Consider the following 17,651-nt stretch of genomic DNA (forward strand, 5'->3'; position numbering starts at 1 on the left):
ACTTGAAAAACATGGCCGATCAAGTAGCTCCTTCCCGCATCAAGGCTGTACTTCTTCGTGCTGCCTTTGCTGTATTGGCATTCGGATTCCTATCAATGTACGTCTGGGCGGCCCAGAAAGCACATGACCGTACGGAATCTGAATTTCTAAAACTGATGCTCTACTCACTCATTATTTTGGGCGCAGGCTTGACCTATGACTGCGGAAAAGCGCTCCTGCTTATGCCCGCGTCTCGGTTCGCGGAGTTATTCCGGACGTCAATCTTTCCCGCCGCCCTGATGGCTCTTGTCATGGCCGCTACCGGAATATTGACCGTCATGTTCGTGATGATCGGATGGCCGATGTCTGCAATATTCACGTATGTGGGCGGATTGAGCTTCTTGCTGTTTGGAATCAACATGCCTGCAAGCAAGAAAATTACAAGCAATGCCGAGCCTGCTGCGCGGGCCTAAATAGGACACGTCGAAAGGCGCTCAAGATTCTTGGCGCCCTTTTCCTGGTCCATGCGAGCCCGTGGGCAGGACAGTGGTGGTCCGTGCACCCACTCGATGAGAAAACGTTCAATGGAATTCAGCAGCAGACCGCAAAGTAGGGCCGCAACAGTTCGATCGCGCCAAAGTTGCGCGTGCGTAGCAGCAATTGGCGAGCGACATTGTTCGGCGCTCTCATTGCACTTCTGATCGTGATGGCGCTGCTCATGAAGTGGCTCGTGGAATACCAAGTCACGACAGCAACGGAGCGCCGTGCTCAGGATGCCGCAGCACGTGCCGCTGCGGCGCGTTGTTTCGAGCTGACGTTGAGCGGCGCAGCCAACGCGTGTCTCAAAGCCCTGGAGACCAAAAGTAGTCTGGCCAATTGAGGCGGCAATAGTTCACGTTTGATCTTCAATTGGAGGCGCTTGTCACTTCTGAGAGCAAGGCTCGTGGCTAAATTCTGACGTCATCTTCGTCGATGACTCCCAGTGGTCCTGGCTCACGGATCACTTTCACCCGCTTCGGCGGGTATTTTTTTGCCCGCTGGTAATGCCGGATGGATTGGTAATTTTCAATTGAAGGATTTGACAAAATCAAATGAATTGAGTATTCGATCTAGCGTCGATTTGGTGGATGTTCAATTCATTCCATTTTATCGAAATTCATGGTAAAATTGAGAAAATAGCCGGATTTTTTCAAAATCCACCGTTTTTGGCTTGAAAACAGCGTGTTTTCAGCGGTTTTTGATGGTTTTTGACCAGTTTTCGAGTCCGCGACCAACTCCGCCGGCTCGTAACGAAAGCCTGGTCGTTGGCGGTTTTCTACCGTTGCTTTTCACTCTCCCTGATCGTTTTTGACCGCTTCGTCGGCTGCCTTGCCGTGGCCGGTCGCTAGCGCGTCTGGCGTCCCTGTTTCTCACTCACTCCCGGAGCTTTTATGACCGACACCTCGTCTGGTGGCGCAGCCGTGCCTGAAGCATTGGTTGCTGCGCCCCTTGTATTGCCGTTTACCGTGCCTGAGCACCCCAGCAATGTGGCGTTTCGCCAAGCCCAAGCAGCCCGAATGCTTCAGACCCTTGGCGTGAATCTGCATCGCCTGATCGATGGAGATGAGTTCCAGCGGGCGGCACATCATGTCCAGAACTTCTTTGCCCCCGAGCGTGGCATCGCCAACGCCCGTACTTGCTCGTTCGATATCCCGCGCTTCCTGCTGTCTGCCGACCATCCTGCCGAGCCCTTGATTGACTCGGTGTCGTTCACCGTCGAGATCGCGGCCTTGACCGTGCCGGAGCCCGATGGTGAGTGCGCCGTGACTCGAAACCTCACCTGGCTGACGGAACTGCTTCATCTGACCCCGGTCGAGCGCAAGCTCTTGCTTTGGGCGTACTGCGCCGAAACGCAGCACCCGGCCGTGCTCAATCGGGTGCTCGAATGCGTGCCGTGCGAGAACTGGGCCGATGTCATCGAAGCACTGTCGATCCTGCTGGAAGAGCCGGTCATCGCGGTTGCCGAATCTCTGGTCTTGCCGTGCCGGCTGCAGGCCATGCGCTTGATCCTGACGGAGACCCAGCGCGCGCCGTCGAACCTGCACCAGTGCTTGGAGCCCAGCGACACGTTGGTCGAAGTGCTCGAGACGGTCCACCGATCCAAGAATGCATTGCTCTTCGACCTGCTGGAGCCGCGGCTGTCGCACTGGTCGCCACAGCTGCAAAACGATGTGCCGGATGCAGCGCTCCTCGAGTGGCTCGAGCAGCCGGTGGCAGACGCGTTCATCGCCAGTTTGAGCGGACGCCCACTCAGCGCGGCCAACATCTCGGCGGTCATCACGTGGCTCACCGGCTGGCAGGTGCCGGATGCGCAGTGCGAGTCGCTGGCTGGCCATCTGCCGTTGGACGTCATTGAGCGGGCGGTCCAACACTGCTTCGTCGAACACGGCCAACGCAACGAGCCCGTGACGGTCCTGGCATTGATGCGGACGTTGTATGCCGCTGCCAGCTAGCGCGCCATCTGGCTTTCCGAACAAGCGGTCTTTCAGGCCGCTTTTTTATGTCTCGACGTGTCCGCCTGGTCTGCCGGTTGAAGGCCGGCACACGCCCATTCCGATTACTTCATCACCGCCATCGAAAGGGAAATCATGTGCAATCTCCTAGACCCCAACATTCGCAAGCACCGTTGCACGCCAGCAGCACCGCAGAACGCGCAGCCGCTGTTCGCGCTCGGCCGGACACTGGCAACGCCAGGCGCTCTGGAACTGCTGGAGAAACACGGAGTCGGTCCCGCGTGTTTGCTGGTGCGGCACCAGAGCGGCGATTGGGGCGACGTCTGCACGGACGATGCGGCGAGCAACGTGCTGGCACTGGCCGACGGTGGCCGCATCTTCTCCGTGTACCGGCTGCTCGATGCGGCGACGCTGGAACGCATGACCGAGCAAGAACGGCGGCGCACGCCGACCGTGTGGTGCATCACCGAAGCCGACCGGTCCAGCACGACGCTGCTCTGCCCCGACGAGTACTGACGTGGCGCGGTTGACGAAGAGCGGATTTCGCGTCCAGCGGTACCACGCGGCGCTCACTGTCGGAAGCGTGTTGACGACCAAGAGCCGGCGTCTGGACCCTGTGCCGGTCCACATACGCCAGAGTGAGATGGATAGTGCTTGTGCATTGCACTGCCTCGCAATGGCATTCGTGATTCTCGACGTAGCGAAGAGGAGCGCGCTGCTTTCCATGGCTCACCGGAAGTACGGCGTGGCGGCCGACCTCTTTGCCGTGCTGGGCGATAGCTGGCTTGAAGGGGCGTACGCGCAAGACGTCGTGGACGCGCTTGAAGCGATGGAGTTGCCGCTCACTGTCCGGTCAGCGGACGGCTTCGACCACGGCGTCGATCTGTTCGCCGTCGAGTCGCTCTTGAAAGGACAGCTGACCCTGATTGCGTACGAGAGTTTCAAGGACGGCCGATACCGTCACTTTTTGCTGGGCGTTGGATGCGGCGGCCACATGCTCGGCCAGAAATTCACGGTCGATTCGCTGCTGGTGCTCGATCCGTCAGCCGACGCACTGCCGTTCTCTTGCTGCAACGGGATGCTGAAGATCGACAGACCGATCGACTTCAAGCGCCGGCGCAAGTCGGTGGAGTGGCGTTACGAAAGTGCCGGTCACAGCGAGCCGGTGAGGCTGATGTCTGCCATCTCAGTAGTGCGCGCTGATGGGGTACTCGGCGGTCGCAGTGAAGGAGGCTAGTTTGGCAGGACTATGCGGTCCGTCGCCGCTGTGGACCACGCGTCACCTTATTCAAGACCGCCTGGTTCTTCCTTCGCAGCTTCCCGCCTTCTGATGACGGAGCCATTGTTTCGTTGATTCCGGCGAACAACTCCGGAAGCGTTATGCCAAGGCAATGACAGAGCGTCGCGAGCGTCAGAAGCGACGGATTTACATGGCCACCTTCGATCTTCGATATCCGTGAACGCTCCACTTCGGCGTCGAACGCCAACTCAACTTGAGTTTTTTCGGCAGCTTTTCGGAATCGCTTCAGATTGTTCCCCAGGGCCAGCGTCACCGCGTTTGGCAGTGCGCCAACCGTGTGCTCGTTCCGTTGTTTTTTCCTCGCAACGGCAGTTTTCATAGCCGGCAAGGTTCACGGAATGTGCTTCTACGGGAAACGTCTTAAACGACACAGTGGCAGAATCAATGTGTTGTAAACGACTCAATTTGATGCAGTTGTGAAGCTGACCTAGGGGAGCGGATGCCTGTACTTCGCCTTCGCTGTCTTAGAAAGAAGGAGGAACGGATGGAGATTTCGGTCTACTGCCGCGCGTGTGGCGAGCCGCTGCACGCCCTGGCCATGGCATGTCCCCACTGCGGTGCTCCGCAGCCGAACGTCGCCGGCGGCGCTGCCTCGAAACCGGCCGGCAGCCCGGTTCTGGCCATCGTCTCGTGCGTGCTCGGCGTTCTGACGCTGTTGGGCCTCTTAAGCGACGGAAGTCCAGCCGACCGCGACGAACTGCTCGGTGGCTTCTTTCTTTCGCTCATCGCCATCGTCTGTGGCGTTCTGAGCATCTATCACCAGAAACCCGGCCGCGTTGCCGCCGTGGTTGGTCTCGTGACAGCAGGCATCGGTCTGCTGATCTGTCTCGCCAATCTTTAACAACTGAAGAGGAGAACTTCAATGACAACGTTCGTGCATTGCCGCGGCTGTGGCGCACAGATTCATGAAACGGCACCGACGTGCCCCAAATGCGGCGCTCCGCAAGTCGTGGCCGCCGCGACCGGAGCGACCGTGGCCGCGCCATTGATCGGCGCCCCCAGCACCTATTCCCAGGTGCCGTGGTACCGCCGTCGTTGGTTCCTGATCACGTCGTTTCTGACGATCCCTGCTGTCACCGGCTTGATCGCGCTGACCGGCTCGATGCACTACGACGCCAAAGGATCCGTGAAGACGTTCCCCAAGAATTTCAAGACCGGCATCATCATCACGTCGGTGTACTACCTGTACACGCTGACGACGCCGATCGGATCGACGCAGCAGATCCTGTGCTTCTTGATGACGCTGGTCATCTCGCTGGTCATGGGGTTCAAGCGATGAACACGCTCAAGAGCTGGAGGCGCTTCGTCGCGCCATTGATACTGGCAGGCACGGCCATGCTCGTTGGCTGTGCTGACGATTCTCTACCTACCTGCACGGACCCGACAGCTCAGAATTTGCTCAAGAAGATTCTGGTCAACTCGGTCGCGAGGGGATTGGACCTTTCTACTCGTGAGCCCGGTTGGTTGGAAAAGGTCGAGAGGGCGACGGAGGTCAAGTTGGCAATGGTCCGGACGACCGGAACCGATGAGGAGCACCGCAAGCGCAGTTGCGCAGCTCAACTCCAGATGATTGTGCCGAGCGGCACCGAAGTCTCGTCAGTCGAGTACACGATTCAACAAACCGACGACAGGAAGGATCTGCTGGTCGAGATGCGGGGGCATGACTACCTCGTGCTGTCTCTCGGAGTAATGACCGGTGATGCGGCGTTCAAGCGAGCGATCGCTAACATGCCCGCCCAGAAGCAGCCGGCCACGACTGGCGCAGCGTCTCCTGCTCCGTCGACTCCATCGGCGCCTGGTGCCGCTGCGCCATCGACTCCTGCGCCAACAACACCGGGTCCAACGAAGACGGTCGCAGATGCCACGCTGATCTGGCTCAACTGCGAGGACTTGTGCCATCTCCAGTACAAGACGGCGGCAGGCGAGTTGAAGTCGGCGCTCTGTACTGAAGCTCCGATCTGTAGCGAGTGGGCAGAGCGTCCACCCGAGTTCAACAAGCGGATTGGATCGCGCGCAACGTTAACGCTCGGCAGCCAGTTCGTACCCGAAGGCGGTGTGACGCTGGACAGCCTGCACGGGATTGAGTGGAGATCGTGACCGCCGACGCGAGACGGCGTGGCGATGCGCGCTAGCAGAGGGGGCGTCAGCCGCACCGGACTGCGCGACAGCGTGAAGTCTGAGAGGTTGCGAGAATACGTCCAGAAGCAACGCCAACGACACCGACCACTTGAAGTCAAAACGTATGCCTGATGCCCTTGTCAAGACTGCCCATCGTTCTGCAATTCAGCTCGAAATTCTTGAAGTGCTTGAGCGTGCGGCGCGCATGTACGCCGAACAGGGCGATCCGAACAGCGATCTCCGTGATGCGCCGGAATACTTGATCAACGTCAATCTCGCACAGGGCTTGGTCGCAGCGTTTCCGACGTTGAGATTCCGGTTGGAGCATCCGGCGGCCATGTATGAGAACTCAGCTCGGCAGACGGTGGATGCTCGGACCGCGATTGGCAAGGACACTGCTCGCTTTGATGTCGTGTTGCTGAACAAGCAGACAGGGATTCCGCGTTACATCATCGAGGTGAAGCGCGGCACCAAGATCATCGGTGACGCGCAGCGCATCATCTCGATGGCGGCTCTGAACTCTGGCCGTAAGCGCTGGCGTCACGGCTACTTGGTGACGATTCTTCGACGTTCAGAAACGGAGGTCGCGCGGATCGTCAAAGAGCTTGCCGAGGAGATTGAGGCAATCCGATCCACGAAGAGCGCAGAGCTGCCGGATCATCAGCAGGTCATTGTGAAGTGCATTCACACACGGATCGGGGATTCGCGCCAAGAGCCCAAGACCAAGGCGATCTATGGCGTGGTGTTCCAGGTCTCGCTGGTTGATCGAACCGTCACTGAAGCTGCCGAGGAAGCGAAATTCGACGCTTAAGGTATTGGCCTGCACAATGCGGGCATGCCAAATATCGCAACCATTCTGAAAGCCGAAATCTCCCGCGTAGCTCGCAAGGAGGTTCGCACCGAGATCGAAACGCTCAAGAAGGCATCGGCACAGCATCGTAGTTCGATTGCTGCGCTGCGCCGTCAAATCGACAGCTTGGAGAAAGAGCTGCGCCGGGTCAACAAGGGCTCAGCGCGAGCGCGGTCCGCACCGGCTACGACGGAGCCGGTCGAGCAGGGGACGGCACGCCGTTTCAGCGCCAGTCGGTTGGCCGCGCACCGCAGCAAGCTCGGACTGTCTGCTGCGGCCTATGGCAAGCTGGTGGGCGTCTCGGGTCAGACGATCTACCACTGGGAGCAAGGCAAGGCTCGACCACGCGCCGCTCAGCTCGAATCTCTGGCTTCGGTTCGGAGCTTGGGCAAGCGGGACGTAGCGCAGCAGCTTCAAGAGGAATAGAACGTCCGACGCCCTCCAGCGCGCCCCTCGGCCATTGGACAGCTGAACATGCTGCCGAAATACAGTCTGCGTCTTGCTGGCACGCTCGATTCGCCGTTTTGCTACGACGTTCTGGTGCAGTCAATGAAGACCTATGCGCTTCAGACGTGGGGAGTCTGGCCTGAAGAGGAAGCACGGTTGGCGCAAGCGACAGATTGCGCGGCTGGGCGCATGCGCATCATCCAACTTGATGAGGTGGATGCCGGGACACTTCGAGTCGATGTCTTGTCGAACCATCATCAACTCGAACAGCTATATCTGCTTCCGCAATTCAGGGGCAAGGGTCTAGGCTCTGCTGTTCTTGTTGACCTGCTGGCTTGCGCGAGCATCAAAGGTTTTCCGATGCGACTTCGCGTTCTGCGGGTCAATCCCGCCCAACATTTCTATGTCAGACATGGCTTTCGCATCGTGCTGTCCGAGCCCGAGCGATTGCACATGGAGTGCGATCACTCATCTTGATCCGGGCGCCGAGTGAATGCGACGGAAATTGATCGAAATCGGGTTTTCCCTCAAAGAAGGCTGTGGGCGCTCGGTCAGGCTTTCGATGGCCAACAGGAAATCTTCGAGGAACTGAGGAAAAGTTGCTCCAGGACTTCCTCCCATGAATAAGGTATCCCGATGGGGTCGCGGACTGATGCGTAGCATGAGAGCATCGCGAATACGCTGTCCATCAAGTACGGGGAGAGCCGGGCGCCCGATCCAGCTCGGCATGAGGAGGCAAGAATTAATGAAAACAGCAATGCTCGCTATCCTGCTTACCGCCGCTGCCAGCAGTTCCAATGCGGGGCCTCTGGCGATGCCGGGCGGCTTGGTGTTCAACGTTACCGGCGCTTCATCGGCGCCGATTCTCGAGGCGGCGAACCGATCCGGTAGTCGGCGTGTCGGTGGAAGCCGTAGCGGCAAGGGTAGTCACTACGTCGGCGGTCGCCGCAGGTAAGTCCATCGGGCTGAGCACGGCCGCTCGGCGCGACGCGCCACCGGGGGTTGACTTGCGCATACCTGCACGCTAGGCCTGCCTACAGAGTTGGTAGCAATCTCAGTTTGACCAGGAGCGGGCCTCTGAGGTCGGCGAAGAATTTGGCACGACCGCAGCGACGGGTCGATGAGCATGGCAACATCACGGGCGAGTCCCAAGCCTATGAAGTATTGCCTTGAGTCCTAAGGATTGTCTGCAAAACCGGCCCAAGCCTTGCTTGATCTGCCCCCATGATTGCCAAACGCGTAACGTCGCCCAGCCAACTTGGGCTGGGCCTGAACCTGTCGACGAAGAAGACACGCAAGCGCGAGTTCCTCGATGAGATGGATCGTGTGGTGCCCTGGAGCGCGCTGGTGCAGATCGTCGAGCCGCACAGCCCTCGGGCCAAGACAGGTCGCCCGCCATTTGCCATTGTGTTAGCGCCAGTGCAATCGAGATCAGCAGTGCCAGTCGAACATTGACCAGGGGCTGGAGCTGGTTCCGGTAGGAGCCAGCTGTGGATAACTATAGGTTGGATGCCTCGGTAGGTCCTCCTTTTCTTGAACCGATTGTTGGTATTCCCGAGCCGTCAGGCGAGGCCCCTTCCTCCGCGACCTCGCTCCCCTGAGCCGCAGTTGTCTTCCTGGTCTGCTCGCGCGTCTTGATGCGCCCCTTGGCTTCGTGCGTGCTGTGGCGGAAGCGGTAGGACTCGTTGCCCGTCTCGATGATGTGGCAGTGATGGGTCAAGCGATCCAGCAGCGCCGTGGTCATCTTGGCGTCGCCGAACACACTGGACCACTCCCCGAACGTCAGGTTGGTGGTGATCATCACGCTGGTGTGCTCGTACAGCTTGGACAGCAGGTGGAACAACAAGGCGCCACCGGCCTGGCTGAACGGCAGATAACCCAACTCGTCGAGCACGACCAGGTCCATGCGCACCAGACTCATGGCGATGCGTCCGGCACGTCCCTGGCTCTTCTCATGCTCCAGGGCATTGACCAGATCGACCGTGGAGTAGAACCGCACTCGCTTGGCGTGCCGGGTGAGCCCGGCAATCCCCAGCGCCGTGGCCAGGTGGGTCTTGCCAGTGCCTGGTCCACCGACCAACACCACGTTCTGCGCATCCTGCGTGAACGACAGGTCCGCCAGTTTCTGGATCAACGCGCGGTCGACCTGCGAGACAGAGAAGTCGAACCCGGCCAGATCGCGGTGCATGGGGAAGCGCGCCGACTTCATCTGGTGAGCAATGGAGCGCATTGCCCGGTCAGCATCTTCGGCCTGCAGCAGGTGCTCCACCAGCCAGCGTGATGCGGCCAGGGTCGTATCGCCGCCTTGCTCCGTCAGATCGGCCCAGGCCGTGGCCATGCCGTTGAGCCTCAGCGCCTTCAGTTGGGCCTGTACATCGATGGAGGTCTCACGCATGGCCAACCTCCTGTCCGTCCAGATGATCCTGGTGGGTGGGGCGCAGCCGGTCGTAGCGCGCGGTGTCGGCCTTAGGCGCCTGGGTGAGTCGCAGGGACGTCTGCGCTTGGTCTGGCGTGGCCGGGTTGTTCAAGCGGGCCAGTACGTTGCGCACGTGCTCAACGCTGATGCTGCCGCTGGGCGCTCTGCCTTCGAGCACCAGCTCGATGGCCACCAGCACCGCTTCCAGCCCGGCCTGCGGCACCACGGCCAGCACCTGTGCCATGACCCGGTCTCCTCCAGGGTGCCTGAGCAGCGACTGGCGCAAGCGCAGCAACGGCGCCGGCAGGTCCAGGAATGGCGTGCCGTTGCGCAAGGCGCCCGGCTTGCGCTGCACCAGCTCGATGTAGTGCTGCCAGTCGTAGCTGGTCTGGCCGCTGCCTGGCAGCCGGACATGGCTGGCTACGACGGCGTCCGCGGCCGCTACATCGATTCTCTCGGGATAGACGCGGGTGCTGACGATGTGGCCGGCCCACTCGCACGGTACGGAGTAACGGTTGCGCGCGGCGGCCACCAGGCAGGTGCTGCTGACCCGGGCCAGCCGCTCAACGTAGCCGTCGAAGGGGGCCGGCATGGACATGAGGTGAGGCTTCTCCAACTCCCACATCTCGGCCACAGTGAACTGCCGGTGGATCGGGTGCGTGGTGTCACTCCACACCGAACGACACCGCTCACTCAGCCAGGCATTGAGTTCGATGAACGAGCCGAAGCGCCGGGTTGCGGCTTCGATCCAGATGCGCCGGCGACTGTCCTGCACGTTCTTCTCGACCACACCCTTCTCCCAGCCGGAGGCGACGTTGCAGAAGTCGGGGTCGAACAGGTAGTGGCTGCACATGGCAGCGAAGCGCGCGTTGACGGTGCGCTGCTTGCCGCGCTGCACCTTGTCCACGGCGGTGCGCATGTTGTCGTAGATGCCGCGCCGGGTGACGCCGCCGAGTGCTTGGAACGAGCGGGTGTGGGCGTCGAACAGCATCTCGTGGCCCTGGCTGGGGTAGGCCACCAGCCAGAAGGCTCGACTGGCGCATAGCTTCAGGTGCGCCACTTGCACGTTGTAGAACACGCCACCGACGACCATGGCTTCGACGCTCCAGTCGAACTGGAAGGCCTCGCCCAGTTCGAAGCTCATCGGAACGAACGCCTTGGCCGGACTGGCTGCCGACTCCACCCGCCAGCGCCGGATGTAGTCGGTGACGGCGCTGTAACCGCCACGGTAGCCCTGCGCCTGTATCTGGGCAAACAGTGCACGGCCGCTACGCCGCCCTTGCTTGGGGCGATGGCTGTCGGTTGTGAGCGCCTGATGCAGGGTCGGCTCGAACGCCGTGAGCTTGCCCTCGAGCTTCACCCGCTCGTACTTCGGCACAACATCGCTGGGAGCCCGCAGCCACTTCTTGACCGTGTTGCGCGACAGGCCCGTGCGCTTTGCGATCTCACTGAGAGAGAGTTGGTCGCGCAGCCTCATGCGCCTGACCTTGCCAATCATGTCCATGGTGATCACCTTGAATCCCTGCTGAAATTCTCAGCAGGTCAGTGGAACACCCTGGTCAATATTGGATTGGCACTTTGCGGTTTAGCTGGTCAAGATTGCATCGGCACTACACAGCCGGATTGGGCGCCGGGATTGCAGAGGGCATCGTCGCGGGTATCGCAGCTTCGCAGGCGGCGGAATTTCGAATCTTCGAGCGCCAACCGCCCGCAGGCACCCTTCAGCAGGCAATTTCTTACTTGCGATAGGCAAAAAGGGGCGAGGTCGCCTTGCGTAAGATCACCGTCGGCCAGAACCGGACTTTCGCTAGCATGCGCCATTTGTAAGCGGACGACGTGCTCCGTTCCCTGACATCCATGCTCAACATGAACGATTGCCGAACCTTCGAAAACTCGATGCACCATCTGATGGCCGCAGCGGCCATACCGGGCGTGGCCTTGGCCACGGTCGAGGATGGGAAGGTTAAGGTCACGCCAATGGGTGTGGCAGAACTTGACGTCGAGCGGCCAGTCGTCGAAACGACGGTTTTCGATGTCGCCTCGTTGAGCAAGCCTGTCGCCGCATACATTGCGCTTCAGCTCGTGGATGGCGGTACTCTCGACCTCGACGAACCCCTGTCCAGAATAGTCGAGAAAGGCGTTCCTCCGCAGCTCGCCTCGTCACCCATCACAGCCCGCCATGTTTTGACGCACACCTCAGGCCTGCCGAACCTTCGGGGCGACGAGCCGCTGCGGACCCACTTTCCCCCAGGGAGCTGGTTCAGCTATTCCAGCGTCGGCTTTACCTTCCTTCAAATGGCACTCGAGGCCGTCTCAACCGAGCCGTTGGAGGCGCTTGCACAACGCCTGGTGTTCGACCCGCTGGGGATGCAATCGTCCAGCTTCCAATGGCGTGACCGCTTCAGCGAGGACTTTGCGATGCCTCATGAGGGTGGCAAGCGGCTTGAAAAGCATCGCCCAGCTGCAGCTCATGCCTCCTATTCCCTTCAGACGACGGCTGGCGACTACGCAAAGTTCATGGTCGCTGTTCTCAATGGCTCGTCGTTGAGAGAGATGACACACCAAAGATGGTTGACGCCCGCTGTGATGGTGCCGCGAGGGGACGCCATCCATCTAATGGACAGTCCCCCCGAGACTGAACGAGACATCGGTTGGGGTCTCGGGTGGGGAATTGAAGCAACTGACGGCACATTCTTCCAGTGGGGAAAGATGGACGGCATCAGGGCCTTCGCAATGGGCAATCCAATAACTCAGTCAGCCGTCGTCCTGTTGACCAACAGCAACCGCGGCCTTCGCTTGATGGATGCGGCGGCGGAAGCTACCCTGCCGGGCGAACATCCTGCCTTCAGGTGGCTGCGTGCGTGTGTCACAGAGTGAACCCGCTCAACTTCCGCCTGCGGCGGCAATAGCAGACCTCCGTCGCGCAGCCGTGCTACAAAAAAATGAATAGCAGAATCACTCAATCCGCCTTGCTTCTCGTATGCACGGGTTTCCTGCAGCAGGTAGCGGCACAAGATTTTCGCAGTCTGTTCGCAACAGAAACAGCCTTGTCCTTGGCAATGCTGTCCCGTTGGAACCTCTGTACTGAAATGGGGCGTATCGCGGGCTCCTCCAATGAAAAGAGATATTCAGGCATGAGCTTGGAGGAGCTTCGGTCGCGACTCGATAAGGCAATGGCGAATCCGGAGGTTTCGGAGCTTTCCAAGCAGTTGGTAACGCTGGTTGCGGTGGACGTGTTCAACCGCCCTTGGCCACCAGGAGCGGCTGTTGGAGACGAAGTGGCAGTGGCATGCAATGCTCAACTCACTGACCAGATCACCATCAAATCTGCTGAACCCATGCCAGAGTCGGAGAGGGAGGCACTGAAGGCGGTAATGAGCAAGGACTACGTTCCCTGGGGCATGTCAAATGCAAGCCGCAAATAAGAACCCTAAGCTAGGTGGATGAAACATGCTGCAATCGGCCAGCAGCGGTCGTCCGAGACAAGCTATCAACTAAGCCAAGAATCGCGCCTTCGATGAGTCACCTCACCATTTCGAGCATCAACTGGTTTTCAGATAGCGAGGACGCTGATGTCACACTTTCCAGCGATGTGGCCACGGTGGTGGCCTTCTGCTTTCAGTGCTCTTACAAGGTTGGCCAAACAGTTCCCAACCTGCTGCATCCGGTCATGGTTGGCGAACTGCAGTCTCCATACCTACAAGACTGGCCGGCAGACGAGAAAGCACTCGCCGGTGCAGAGCGGCTGGAGCGTCACGGGAGCTCCGGGTATCGCGGTTGCGGCGAAGTAGTCGATCAAGCTGAGGGACTGGTCCAGGTGCGCGGCTTCGTTTTCAACTTCGAGGATGTCCCGGCTGGTGCCGAAACTGTCCGGTTTCAGTTTGACCGACTGGACCTTTGGTGAGCACCGGTGTGAGCAGATAAACGACTGCTTTCGAGAACAGCAAACTTCGGCTTAGGGCCCCTTTGCGACATTCGCGCTGCTCCAGAGCGGTCACTTGAGGGCTTGCCCGGCGCACATCGCAGAATCGGCGCATGCCATGTGTGAAGGCATTGAATGACGAGTCGCGCGTCCATGCCAGCGAGTAGTGCGGTCGGGCGTAGCAAGAGGACGGAGTGCACGCGAGATGACGCGCCTCTTGCGAAAGAGCTTCGTCGTTGTTCCCCGGCAGTAAGCTCTATTCATTGAACGCAATCTTTTTGGGGAGTGGAGAAAGTGCGAAAGGGAACACGTCGGAAACCGGGAACGGGATTGAACCTGTTTCAGAAAGCCGAAATTCGTCGAGCCTGGCAGGCCGATCATGTCAAGGCCAGCATTCATGCGCTGATCGGCGACGATGTTCAGGCTCTGGTGCAACAAGCCGGGGCAATCATCTACGGGGTGGTCTCCGCATGCGAGGACGCCTGCATTGATGGAGATGATGCGGACCTGTGTGCCGTGCACGGCGCTGCGAAGGCATTGGTGGGGCTGTCGGCGGAGACCGCAATCGACGGGGCCGCAAGGGTGCTGGTCGTCGACGGCTTGGCGGCATGTGAGCGGCTGCAACCGAGGCTGAGCCCCGCGTCGATTCAGCGCGCTGCCGGTGAGGTCGTGAGGGGCAAGGAGGATTGAAAAATGGATTGCACATTAATGAAAGCGCTTTGATCCTTCAGCGTGCATTTCGATCTGGCTTGCCTGGTCAGAGTGCTAGGACATCGGCGAGATAACCGGAAGTTCAGGGGTGAGAATCGATTCCAATTTTTCACCCAGCAGATCCCATGCTCGACGCTTTTCCTCTTCGTAGTCGTGGTGCTGATAGTGTCGGCGTACCTTGCTACCTGGAAGTACGTGGTTCTGACATCGATCAATCGTATTGAGGTCGATTCCTAGGGCTTGCATCATCGTTGAGCCGGTTCGCCGAAGATCATGCGGAGTCCACTCTCCCTTGGTGCCGCGCGCAAGAACCAGCGAGTCGTCATTTTTCCGATTTTTTAGTGGCTTGCGGTCCTTGAAGCACATCTGGCGATCGCCGATCTGTTTGCTCATGCTCTTGAGATTCAAATGTGTGTCGCCGCTCTCTGCATTCCTTGCGGGAAAGCACCATTGAGAGTCACCAGAGATACTCTTTAGCGCCTCAAATTGCTGACGTGCGAAATTTGAAAGAAAAATCTTGTGATTTTGCTTCTTGCCTCGCGTGCCTTTCGTGTTCTCCTTTGGAATGAGCCACGTCGCTTTTTCTAGGTCCACATGCTGCCATTCGGATGAAAGAAGTTCGCCAATTCGGCACATGGTCGAAAGGCATATCCACATAGCAAGCTGAGTTTCTTGCTTCGGCGGCCGGCTGGCCTTGCGCCGATCTTCGGCTTTTGCATAGTCTTCCTCCATCGTCGAAAAAATCTGCCAGAGCTCGCGAATTTCGGAGGCGTCAAGTACACGTTCACGAATCTCCGTGAGATCGTAAGATGGCGCAACGATTTTTTCGATTTCGAGTAGTTCTGCTGGGTTGCCCTCAATCATGAGCGCTCGCCAGGGCTGCCGCTTTTCTGCCCAGGCGAACAGTTGCACGATGTCGTTATAGAGCCTGACACACATTCGATTGGCTCCGCGCGCAACTACAGCTCTTAGCACCGCTCGTAGTTCATGTTCTGTGAGATTCTTGACGGGGAGGGGGCCAATGGCTGGAAGAACATCTTTTTCGAAGGCGCGCAGCAGTTCAGCGTTCCCGTCTTTCCGCGCTACGCCGTCCTTCAGCCACGAGCGGAACATGCGATTGAAGTCGCTGTTCTTCAGCTGATCTTCCTTGGCTTTCTCTATTACCGCTTCAACTTCAGCCTGGTTGGTGATCTTTTTGGCTTGCTTACTATCGATGGGATTGACGCCTTGCGATACCAACGACCGCGCCTCGTCGCGAGCTTTACGAATTTCTTTAAGCGGGACCTTTGGCCAGGTACCGCATTGATACCAGGTGACCTTCTCCGCCCATCGAAACGCGTACTTGAAGCGCACCGAAGCAGAACCATCCTTGCTGATCCTGACACTTCCAACCAGTCCTCCGCCATCGCTCAGGGAGTCCCCGGCCCAATCGGTGCCGATCGATTCCAACTCTTTTACGGTCCATTCGCGACCTTTTCCGGACCGTGGATACCGGGTCATTGCAATCTCCAAGGGGTAAACAAAGGGGTAAACAAGGGTCTGGCTTTTGCTGGACACTCCTGGCACCATTTGGACAAATAATTTTCTGTAAGTTATTGATTTTAATGGAAAATCGCGGAGCCTAGTCGTCCAATAGGATGTGCTACGGATTCCTGGATAATTTTATGGGGTGCAAGGGGTCGAAGGTTCGAATCCTTTCACAAGACAGGGGTTAGCAGCGTAGTAGTTGCTAACCCCTTCGTCATTTCTGCTGCCCATGCACCTAGAGGTCCCCTCAATCGTGACGCTTCGACCTCGTCGAGAGGTCAGCACGACCGCCAGAGCGCGAAGACATTTCCCAAGGAAATGGACCGGGCTGCTGGGGCTAGGCTAAGGGCCCGGCGCTCGCTCGGCGAATCGGAGTGGCGCCAACAGAAACACACATCAAGCCGCTGCTCACTTGAGCGGCGGCTTTTTCTTTGTGCGTCCAGTGGAGGCGCGTTTCCTGATGCGCAAATCCTTCCGCGAGTTGTGGGCGAAGTCTCAAGGGCATGTGCCGCGCGGCTTGCACCATCCGATTCATCAGGGCGTGCCTGTCCTTGCACGTGTCATTTGCGCCAGGGTCGCACTGGTCAAGGCTCTCACCCCGATGCGCATCGCGGACTCATTGATGGTGAACAACGGCGAATGATTGGTCGGGCCGGCGCGATCGGGGTACGGCGAGGCGTTCAAAATCCAGAACACCACCGGCACGCCCGTGGCGCCGAAGGCGCCAAAGTCTTCCGATCCCATTGACGGCAAGATCTCCGTGACCTTGTCTTTTCCTGCTGCAGCCTTCAATGCATCGACGAGCGCCATCGTGGTCGGCGCATCGTTGACAAGCACGCCGTAGCCCTCGCCGGTATCGATGCGCACATTGGCCTTGACGCCGTAGCTGGCCGCGATGTGCTCGGCTTTCATGCGAATCTGCTCGTGGGCGACCTTCTGGTTCTGCGCCGACAGCGCGCGTATCGTGCCCGAGAGTTCTGCGGTCTCGGGCAGGATGTTGAAGCGGTTGCCACTTTGCAGCATGCCTACCGTCACCACGGTGGCACCTCCATCGATCGTCGGGTTGGTGCGGTGGCTGACGATGTTCTGCAAGCCCAGGGCAATTTCCGCCGCCGCCAACATGGGGGAGTTGGCCGCCCATGGCGCGGCACCGTGCCCACCAGCGCCGTTGAGCTTGATGTTGAACACGTCGATGCTGGCCAGCATGGCACCGGGTCGATAGGAGATGGAGCCCTTGGGCGCTTGTGCGCCGATGTGCTGGCCCAACACGACATCGACCTTGGGATTGTCCAGAACGCCGGCCTTGACCATTGCCAGCGCGCCGCTGGGGTTTTCGGCGCCGGGGCCGATCTCTTCGGCTGGTTGGAACAGGAAGACCACCGTGCCGGGCAGATCCTCTCGCATGGCCGAAAGGGCTTGAGCCGCGCCCAGCAGCATGGCTACGTGTGTGTCGTGGCCGCAGACATGCGACACCGAAACTTCCTGGCCACGCCACAGAGCCTTGGCCGTTGAACGGAACGGCAGGTCGTTGCGTTCCTCGACAGGCAGGGCGTCCATGTCGGCGCGCAACGCAACCACCGGGCCGGGCTTGCCGCCACGCAATACGGCCTTGATGCCAGTCTTGGCAATGCCGGTCTGGACTTCGACACCTGGGATCTTGCCCAACGCGGCAGCAATGTACTTGGCCGTCTCGACTTCGGCGTACGCAAGTTCTGGATGCTGATGAAGATGGCGACGCCACGCGATGACGTCGGGCTCGGCTGCATCGGACAAGGCGAGCGCGCGCTCGAGCAGGGGCTGCGGTGTCGCCGCGCAAGCGGTGGCCATTTGCATGGCGATGGCCGCTGCACACAGGAGTGGTTTCAGGACGTTCACGATGTCGCTTTTCC

The 17,651-nt window shown here is 59.3% G+C and carries 22 protein-coding genes and 1 pseudogene; 16 read left to right on the top strand and 7 right to left on the bottom strand.

Annotation, left to right across the window (positions count from 1 at the left end; genetic code table 11):
- Positions 1 to 2: 2 nt before the first annotated feature.
- Positions 3 to 452, top strand: a complete 450-nt coding sequence (locus tag ACAM52_RS06580; RefSeq protein ID WP_369629412.1) for a hypothetical protein — start codon at positions 3 to 5, stop codon at positions 450 to 452.
- Between the two features lie 118 nt (positions 453 to 570).
- On the opposite strand, the gene ACAM52_RS06585 is transcribed toward ACAM52_RS06580, so the two are convergent.
- Positions 571 to 699, bottom strand: a complete 129-nt coding sequence (locus ACAM52_RS06585; protein ID WP_369629411.1) for a hypothetical protein — start codon at positions 697 to 699, stop codon at positions 571 to 573.
- Between ACAM52_RS06585 and ACAM52_RS06590 the strand changes: the two genes are divergently transcribed.
- The 4 genes from ACAM52_RS06590 (at position 698) to ACAM52_RS06605 (ending at position 3,708) form a co-directional block, all read left to right on the top strand.
- The gene (locus ACAM52_RS06590) at positions 698 to 859 is read left to right on the top strand and encodes a hypothetical protein (RefSeq protein WP_369629410.1); all 162 of its coding nucleotides are present in this window, start codon (positions 698 to 700) and stop codon (positions 857 to 859) included. The genes ACAM52_RS06585 and ACAM52_RS06590 overlap by 2 nt on opposite strands.
- 550 nt (positions 860 to 1,409) lie before the next feature.
- Entirely contained in the window at positions 1,410 to 2,471 is a 1,062-nt protein-coding gene (locus ACAM52_RS06595) for a hypothetical protein (protein WP_369629409.1), read from the top strand.
- Between the two features lie 135 nt (positions 2,472 to 2,606).
- Positions 2,607 to 2,987, top strand: coding sequence for a type I restriction endonuclease subunit M (locus ACAM52_RS06600; protein WP_369629408.1), 381 nt, complete (start codon positions 2,607 to 2,609; stop codon positions 2,985 to 2,987).
- A 160-nt stretch (positions 2,988 to 3,147) separates the two neighbouring features.
- Complete coding sequence (locus tag ACAM52_RS06605) at positions 3,148 to 3,708, top strand: hypothetical protein (RefSeq protein ID WP_369629407.1); 561 nt, start codon at positions 3,148 to 3,150, stop codon at positions 3,706 to 3,708.
- Between the two features lie 10 nt (positions 3,709 to 3,718).
- Here the strand turns inward: ACAM52_RS06605 and ACAM52_RS06610 are convergent, their stop codons facing one another.
- Positions 3,719 to 4,090, bottom strand: a complete 372-nt coding sequence (locus tag ACAM52_RS06610; protein ID WP_369629406.1) for a helix-turn-helix domain-containing protein — start codon at positions 4,088 to 4,090, stop codon at positions 3,719 to 3,721.
- Positions 4,091 to 4,255: 165 nt separating this feature from the next.
- Between ACAM52_RS06610 and ACAM52_RS06615 the strand changes: the two genes are divergently transcribed.
- The 6 genes from ACAM52_RS06615 to ACAM52_RS06640 all read left to right on the top strand — a co-directional run bounded on the left by ACAM52_RS06615 (position 4,256) and on the right by ACAM52_RS06640 (position 7,663).
- The gene (locus ACAM52_RS06615; protein WP_369629405.1) at positions 4,256 to 4,612 is read left to right on the top strand and encodes a hypothetical protein; all 357 of its coding nucleotides are present in this window, start codon (positions 4,256 to 4,258) and stop codon (positions 4,610 to 4,612) included.
- 21 nt (positions 4,613 to 4,633) lie between these two features.
- Entirely contained in the window at positions 4,634 to 5,050 is a 417-nt protein-coding gene (locus ACAM52_RS06620; protein WP_369629404.1) for a hypothetical protein, read from the top strand.
- Entirely contained in the window at positions 5,047 to 5,868 is an 822-nt protein-coding gene (locus tag ACAM52_RS06625; RefSeq protein ID WP_369629403.1) for a hypothetical protein, read from the top strand. Before ACAM52_RS06620 ends, ACAM52_RS06625 begins: the two co-directional genes overlap by 4 nt.
- A gap of 145 nt (positions 5,869 to 6,013) precedes the next feature.
- The gene (locus tag ACAM52_RS06630) at positions 6,014 to 6,700 is read left to right on the top strand and encodes a hypothetical protein (protein ID WP_369629402.1); all 687 of its coding nucleotides are present in this window, start codon (positions 6,014 to 6,016) and stop codon (positions 6,698 to 6,700) included.
- A gap of 24 nt (positions 6,701 to 6,724) precedes the next feature.
- Positions 6,725 to 7,165: a helix-turn-helix domain-containing protein gene (locus ACAM52_RS06635; protein ID WP_369629401.1), complete on the top strand. Its 441-nt coding sequence runs from the start codon at positions 6,725 to 6,727 to the stop codon at positions 7,163 to 7,165.
- A 48-nt stretch (positions 7,166 to 7,213) separates the two neighbouring features.
- The gene (locus ACAM52_RS06640; protein ID WP_369629400.1) at positions 7,214 to 7,663 is read left to right on the top strand and encodes a GNAT family N-acetyltransferase; all 450 of its coding nucleotides are present in this window, start codon (positions 7,214 to 7,216) and stop codon (positions 7,661 to 7,663) included.
- On the opposite strand, the gene ACAM52_RS06645 is transcribed toward ACAM52_RS06640, so the two are convergent.
- Positions 7,655 to 8,023: a hypothetical protein gene (locus tag ACAM52_RS06645; protein ID WP_369629399.1), complete on the bottom strand. Its 369-nt coding sequence runs from the start codon at positions 8,021 to 8,023 to the stop codon at positions 7,655 to 7,657. The genes ACAM52_RS06640 and ACAM52_RS06645 overlap by 9 nt on opposite strands.
- Positions 8,024 to 8,410: 387 nt before the next feature.
- Here ACAM52_RS06645 and ACAM52_RS06650 point away from each other — a divergent pair.
- A pseudogene (locus ACAM52_RS06650) lies at positions 8,411 to 8,587 on the top strand (IS5/IS1182 family transposase); the annotation flags it as partial.
- Between the two features lie 97 nt (positions 8,588 to 8,684).
- Here ACAM52_RS06650 and istB read toward each other — a convergent pair.
- Positions 8,685 to 9,581 carry an IS21-like element helper ATPase IstB gene (gene istB, locus ACAM52_RS06655; RefSeq protein ID WP_369629398.1) on the bottom strand — a complete coding sequence of 299 codons (897 nt, stop codon included), beginning with the start codon at positions 9,579 to 9,581 and terminating at the stop codon, positions 8,685 to 8,687.
- Positions 9,574 to 11,106 (bottom strand): IS21 family transposase, encoded by a 1,533-nt coding sequence (gene istA, locus ACAM52_RS06660; protein WP_369632795.1) that lies wholly within the window; start codon positions 11,104 to 11,106, stop codon positions 9,574 to 9,576. Before istA ends, istB begins: the two co-directional genes overlap by 8 nt.
- A gap of 353 nt (positions 11,107 to 11,459) precedes the next feature.
- Here istA and ACAM52_RS06665 point away from each other — a divergent pair, with 353 nt between their 5' ends.
- The 4 genes from ACAM52_RS06665 to ACAM52_RS06680 all read left to right on the top strand — a co-directional run bounded on the left by ACAM52_RS06665 (position 11,460) and on the right by ACAM52_RS06680 (position 14,214).
- The gene (locus ACAM52_RS06665) at positions 11,460 to 12,479 is read left to right on the top strand and encodes a serine hydrolase domain-containing protein (protein WP_369629397.1); all 1,020 of its coding nucleotides are present in this window, start codon (positions 11,460 to 11,462) and stop codon (positions 12,477 to 12,479) included.
- Between the two features lie 65 nt (positions 12,480 to 12,544).
- Positions 12,545 to 13,027: a hypothetical protein gene (locus ACAM52_RS06670; RefSeq protein WP_369629396.1), complete on the top strand. Its 483-nt coding sequence runs from the start codon at positions 12,545 to 12,547 to the stop codon at positions 13,025 to 13,027.
- 92 nt (positions 13,028 to 13,119) lie between these two features.
- Positions 13,120 to 13,506: a hypothetical protein gene (locus tag ACAM52_RS06675; RefSeq protein WP_369629395.1), complete on the top strand. Its 387-nt coding sequence runs from the start codon at positions 13,120 to 13,122 to the stop codon at positions 13,504 to 13,506.
- A 348-nt stretch (positions 13,507 to 13,854) separates the two neighbouring features.
- Positions 13,855 to 14,214 carry a hypothetical protein gene (locus ACAM52_RS06680; RefSeq protein WP_369629394.1) on the top strand — a complete coding sequence of 120 codons (360 nt, stop codon included), beginning with the start codon at positions 13,855 to 13,857 and terminating at the stop codon, positions 14,212 to 14,214.
- A 75-nt stretch (positions 14,215 to 14,289) separates the two neighbouring features.
- Here the strand turns inward: ACAM52_RS06680 and ACAM52_RS06685 are convergent, their stop codons facing one another.
- Positions 14,290 to 15,792: a tyrosine-type recombinase/integrase gene (locus tag ACAM52_RS06685; RefSeq protein WP_369629393.1), complete on the bottom strand. Its 1,503-nt coding sequence runs from the start codon at positions 15,790 to 15,792 to the stop codon at positions 14,290 to 14,292.
- A gap of 504 nt (positions 15,793 to 16,296) precedes the next feature.
- Positions 16,297 to 17,637, bottom strand: coding sequence for a M20 family metallopeptidase (locus ACAM52_RS06690; RefSeq protein WP_369646480.1), 1,341 nt, complete (start codon positions 17,635 to 17,637; stop codon positions 16,297 to 16,299).
- Between the last annotated feature and the right edge of the window lie 14 nt (positions 17,638 to 17,651).

Source organism: Variovorax sp. V118 (genome assembly GCF_041154445.1).
Lineage (GTDB): Bacteria > Pseudomonadota > Gammaproteobacteria > Burkholderiales > Burkholderiaceae_C > Variovorax > Variovorax boronicumulans.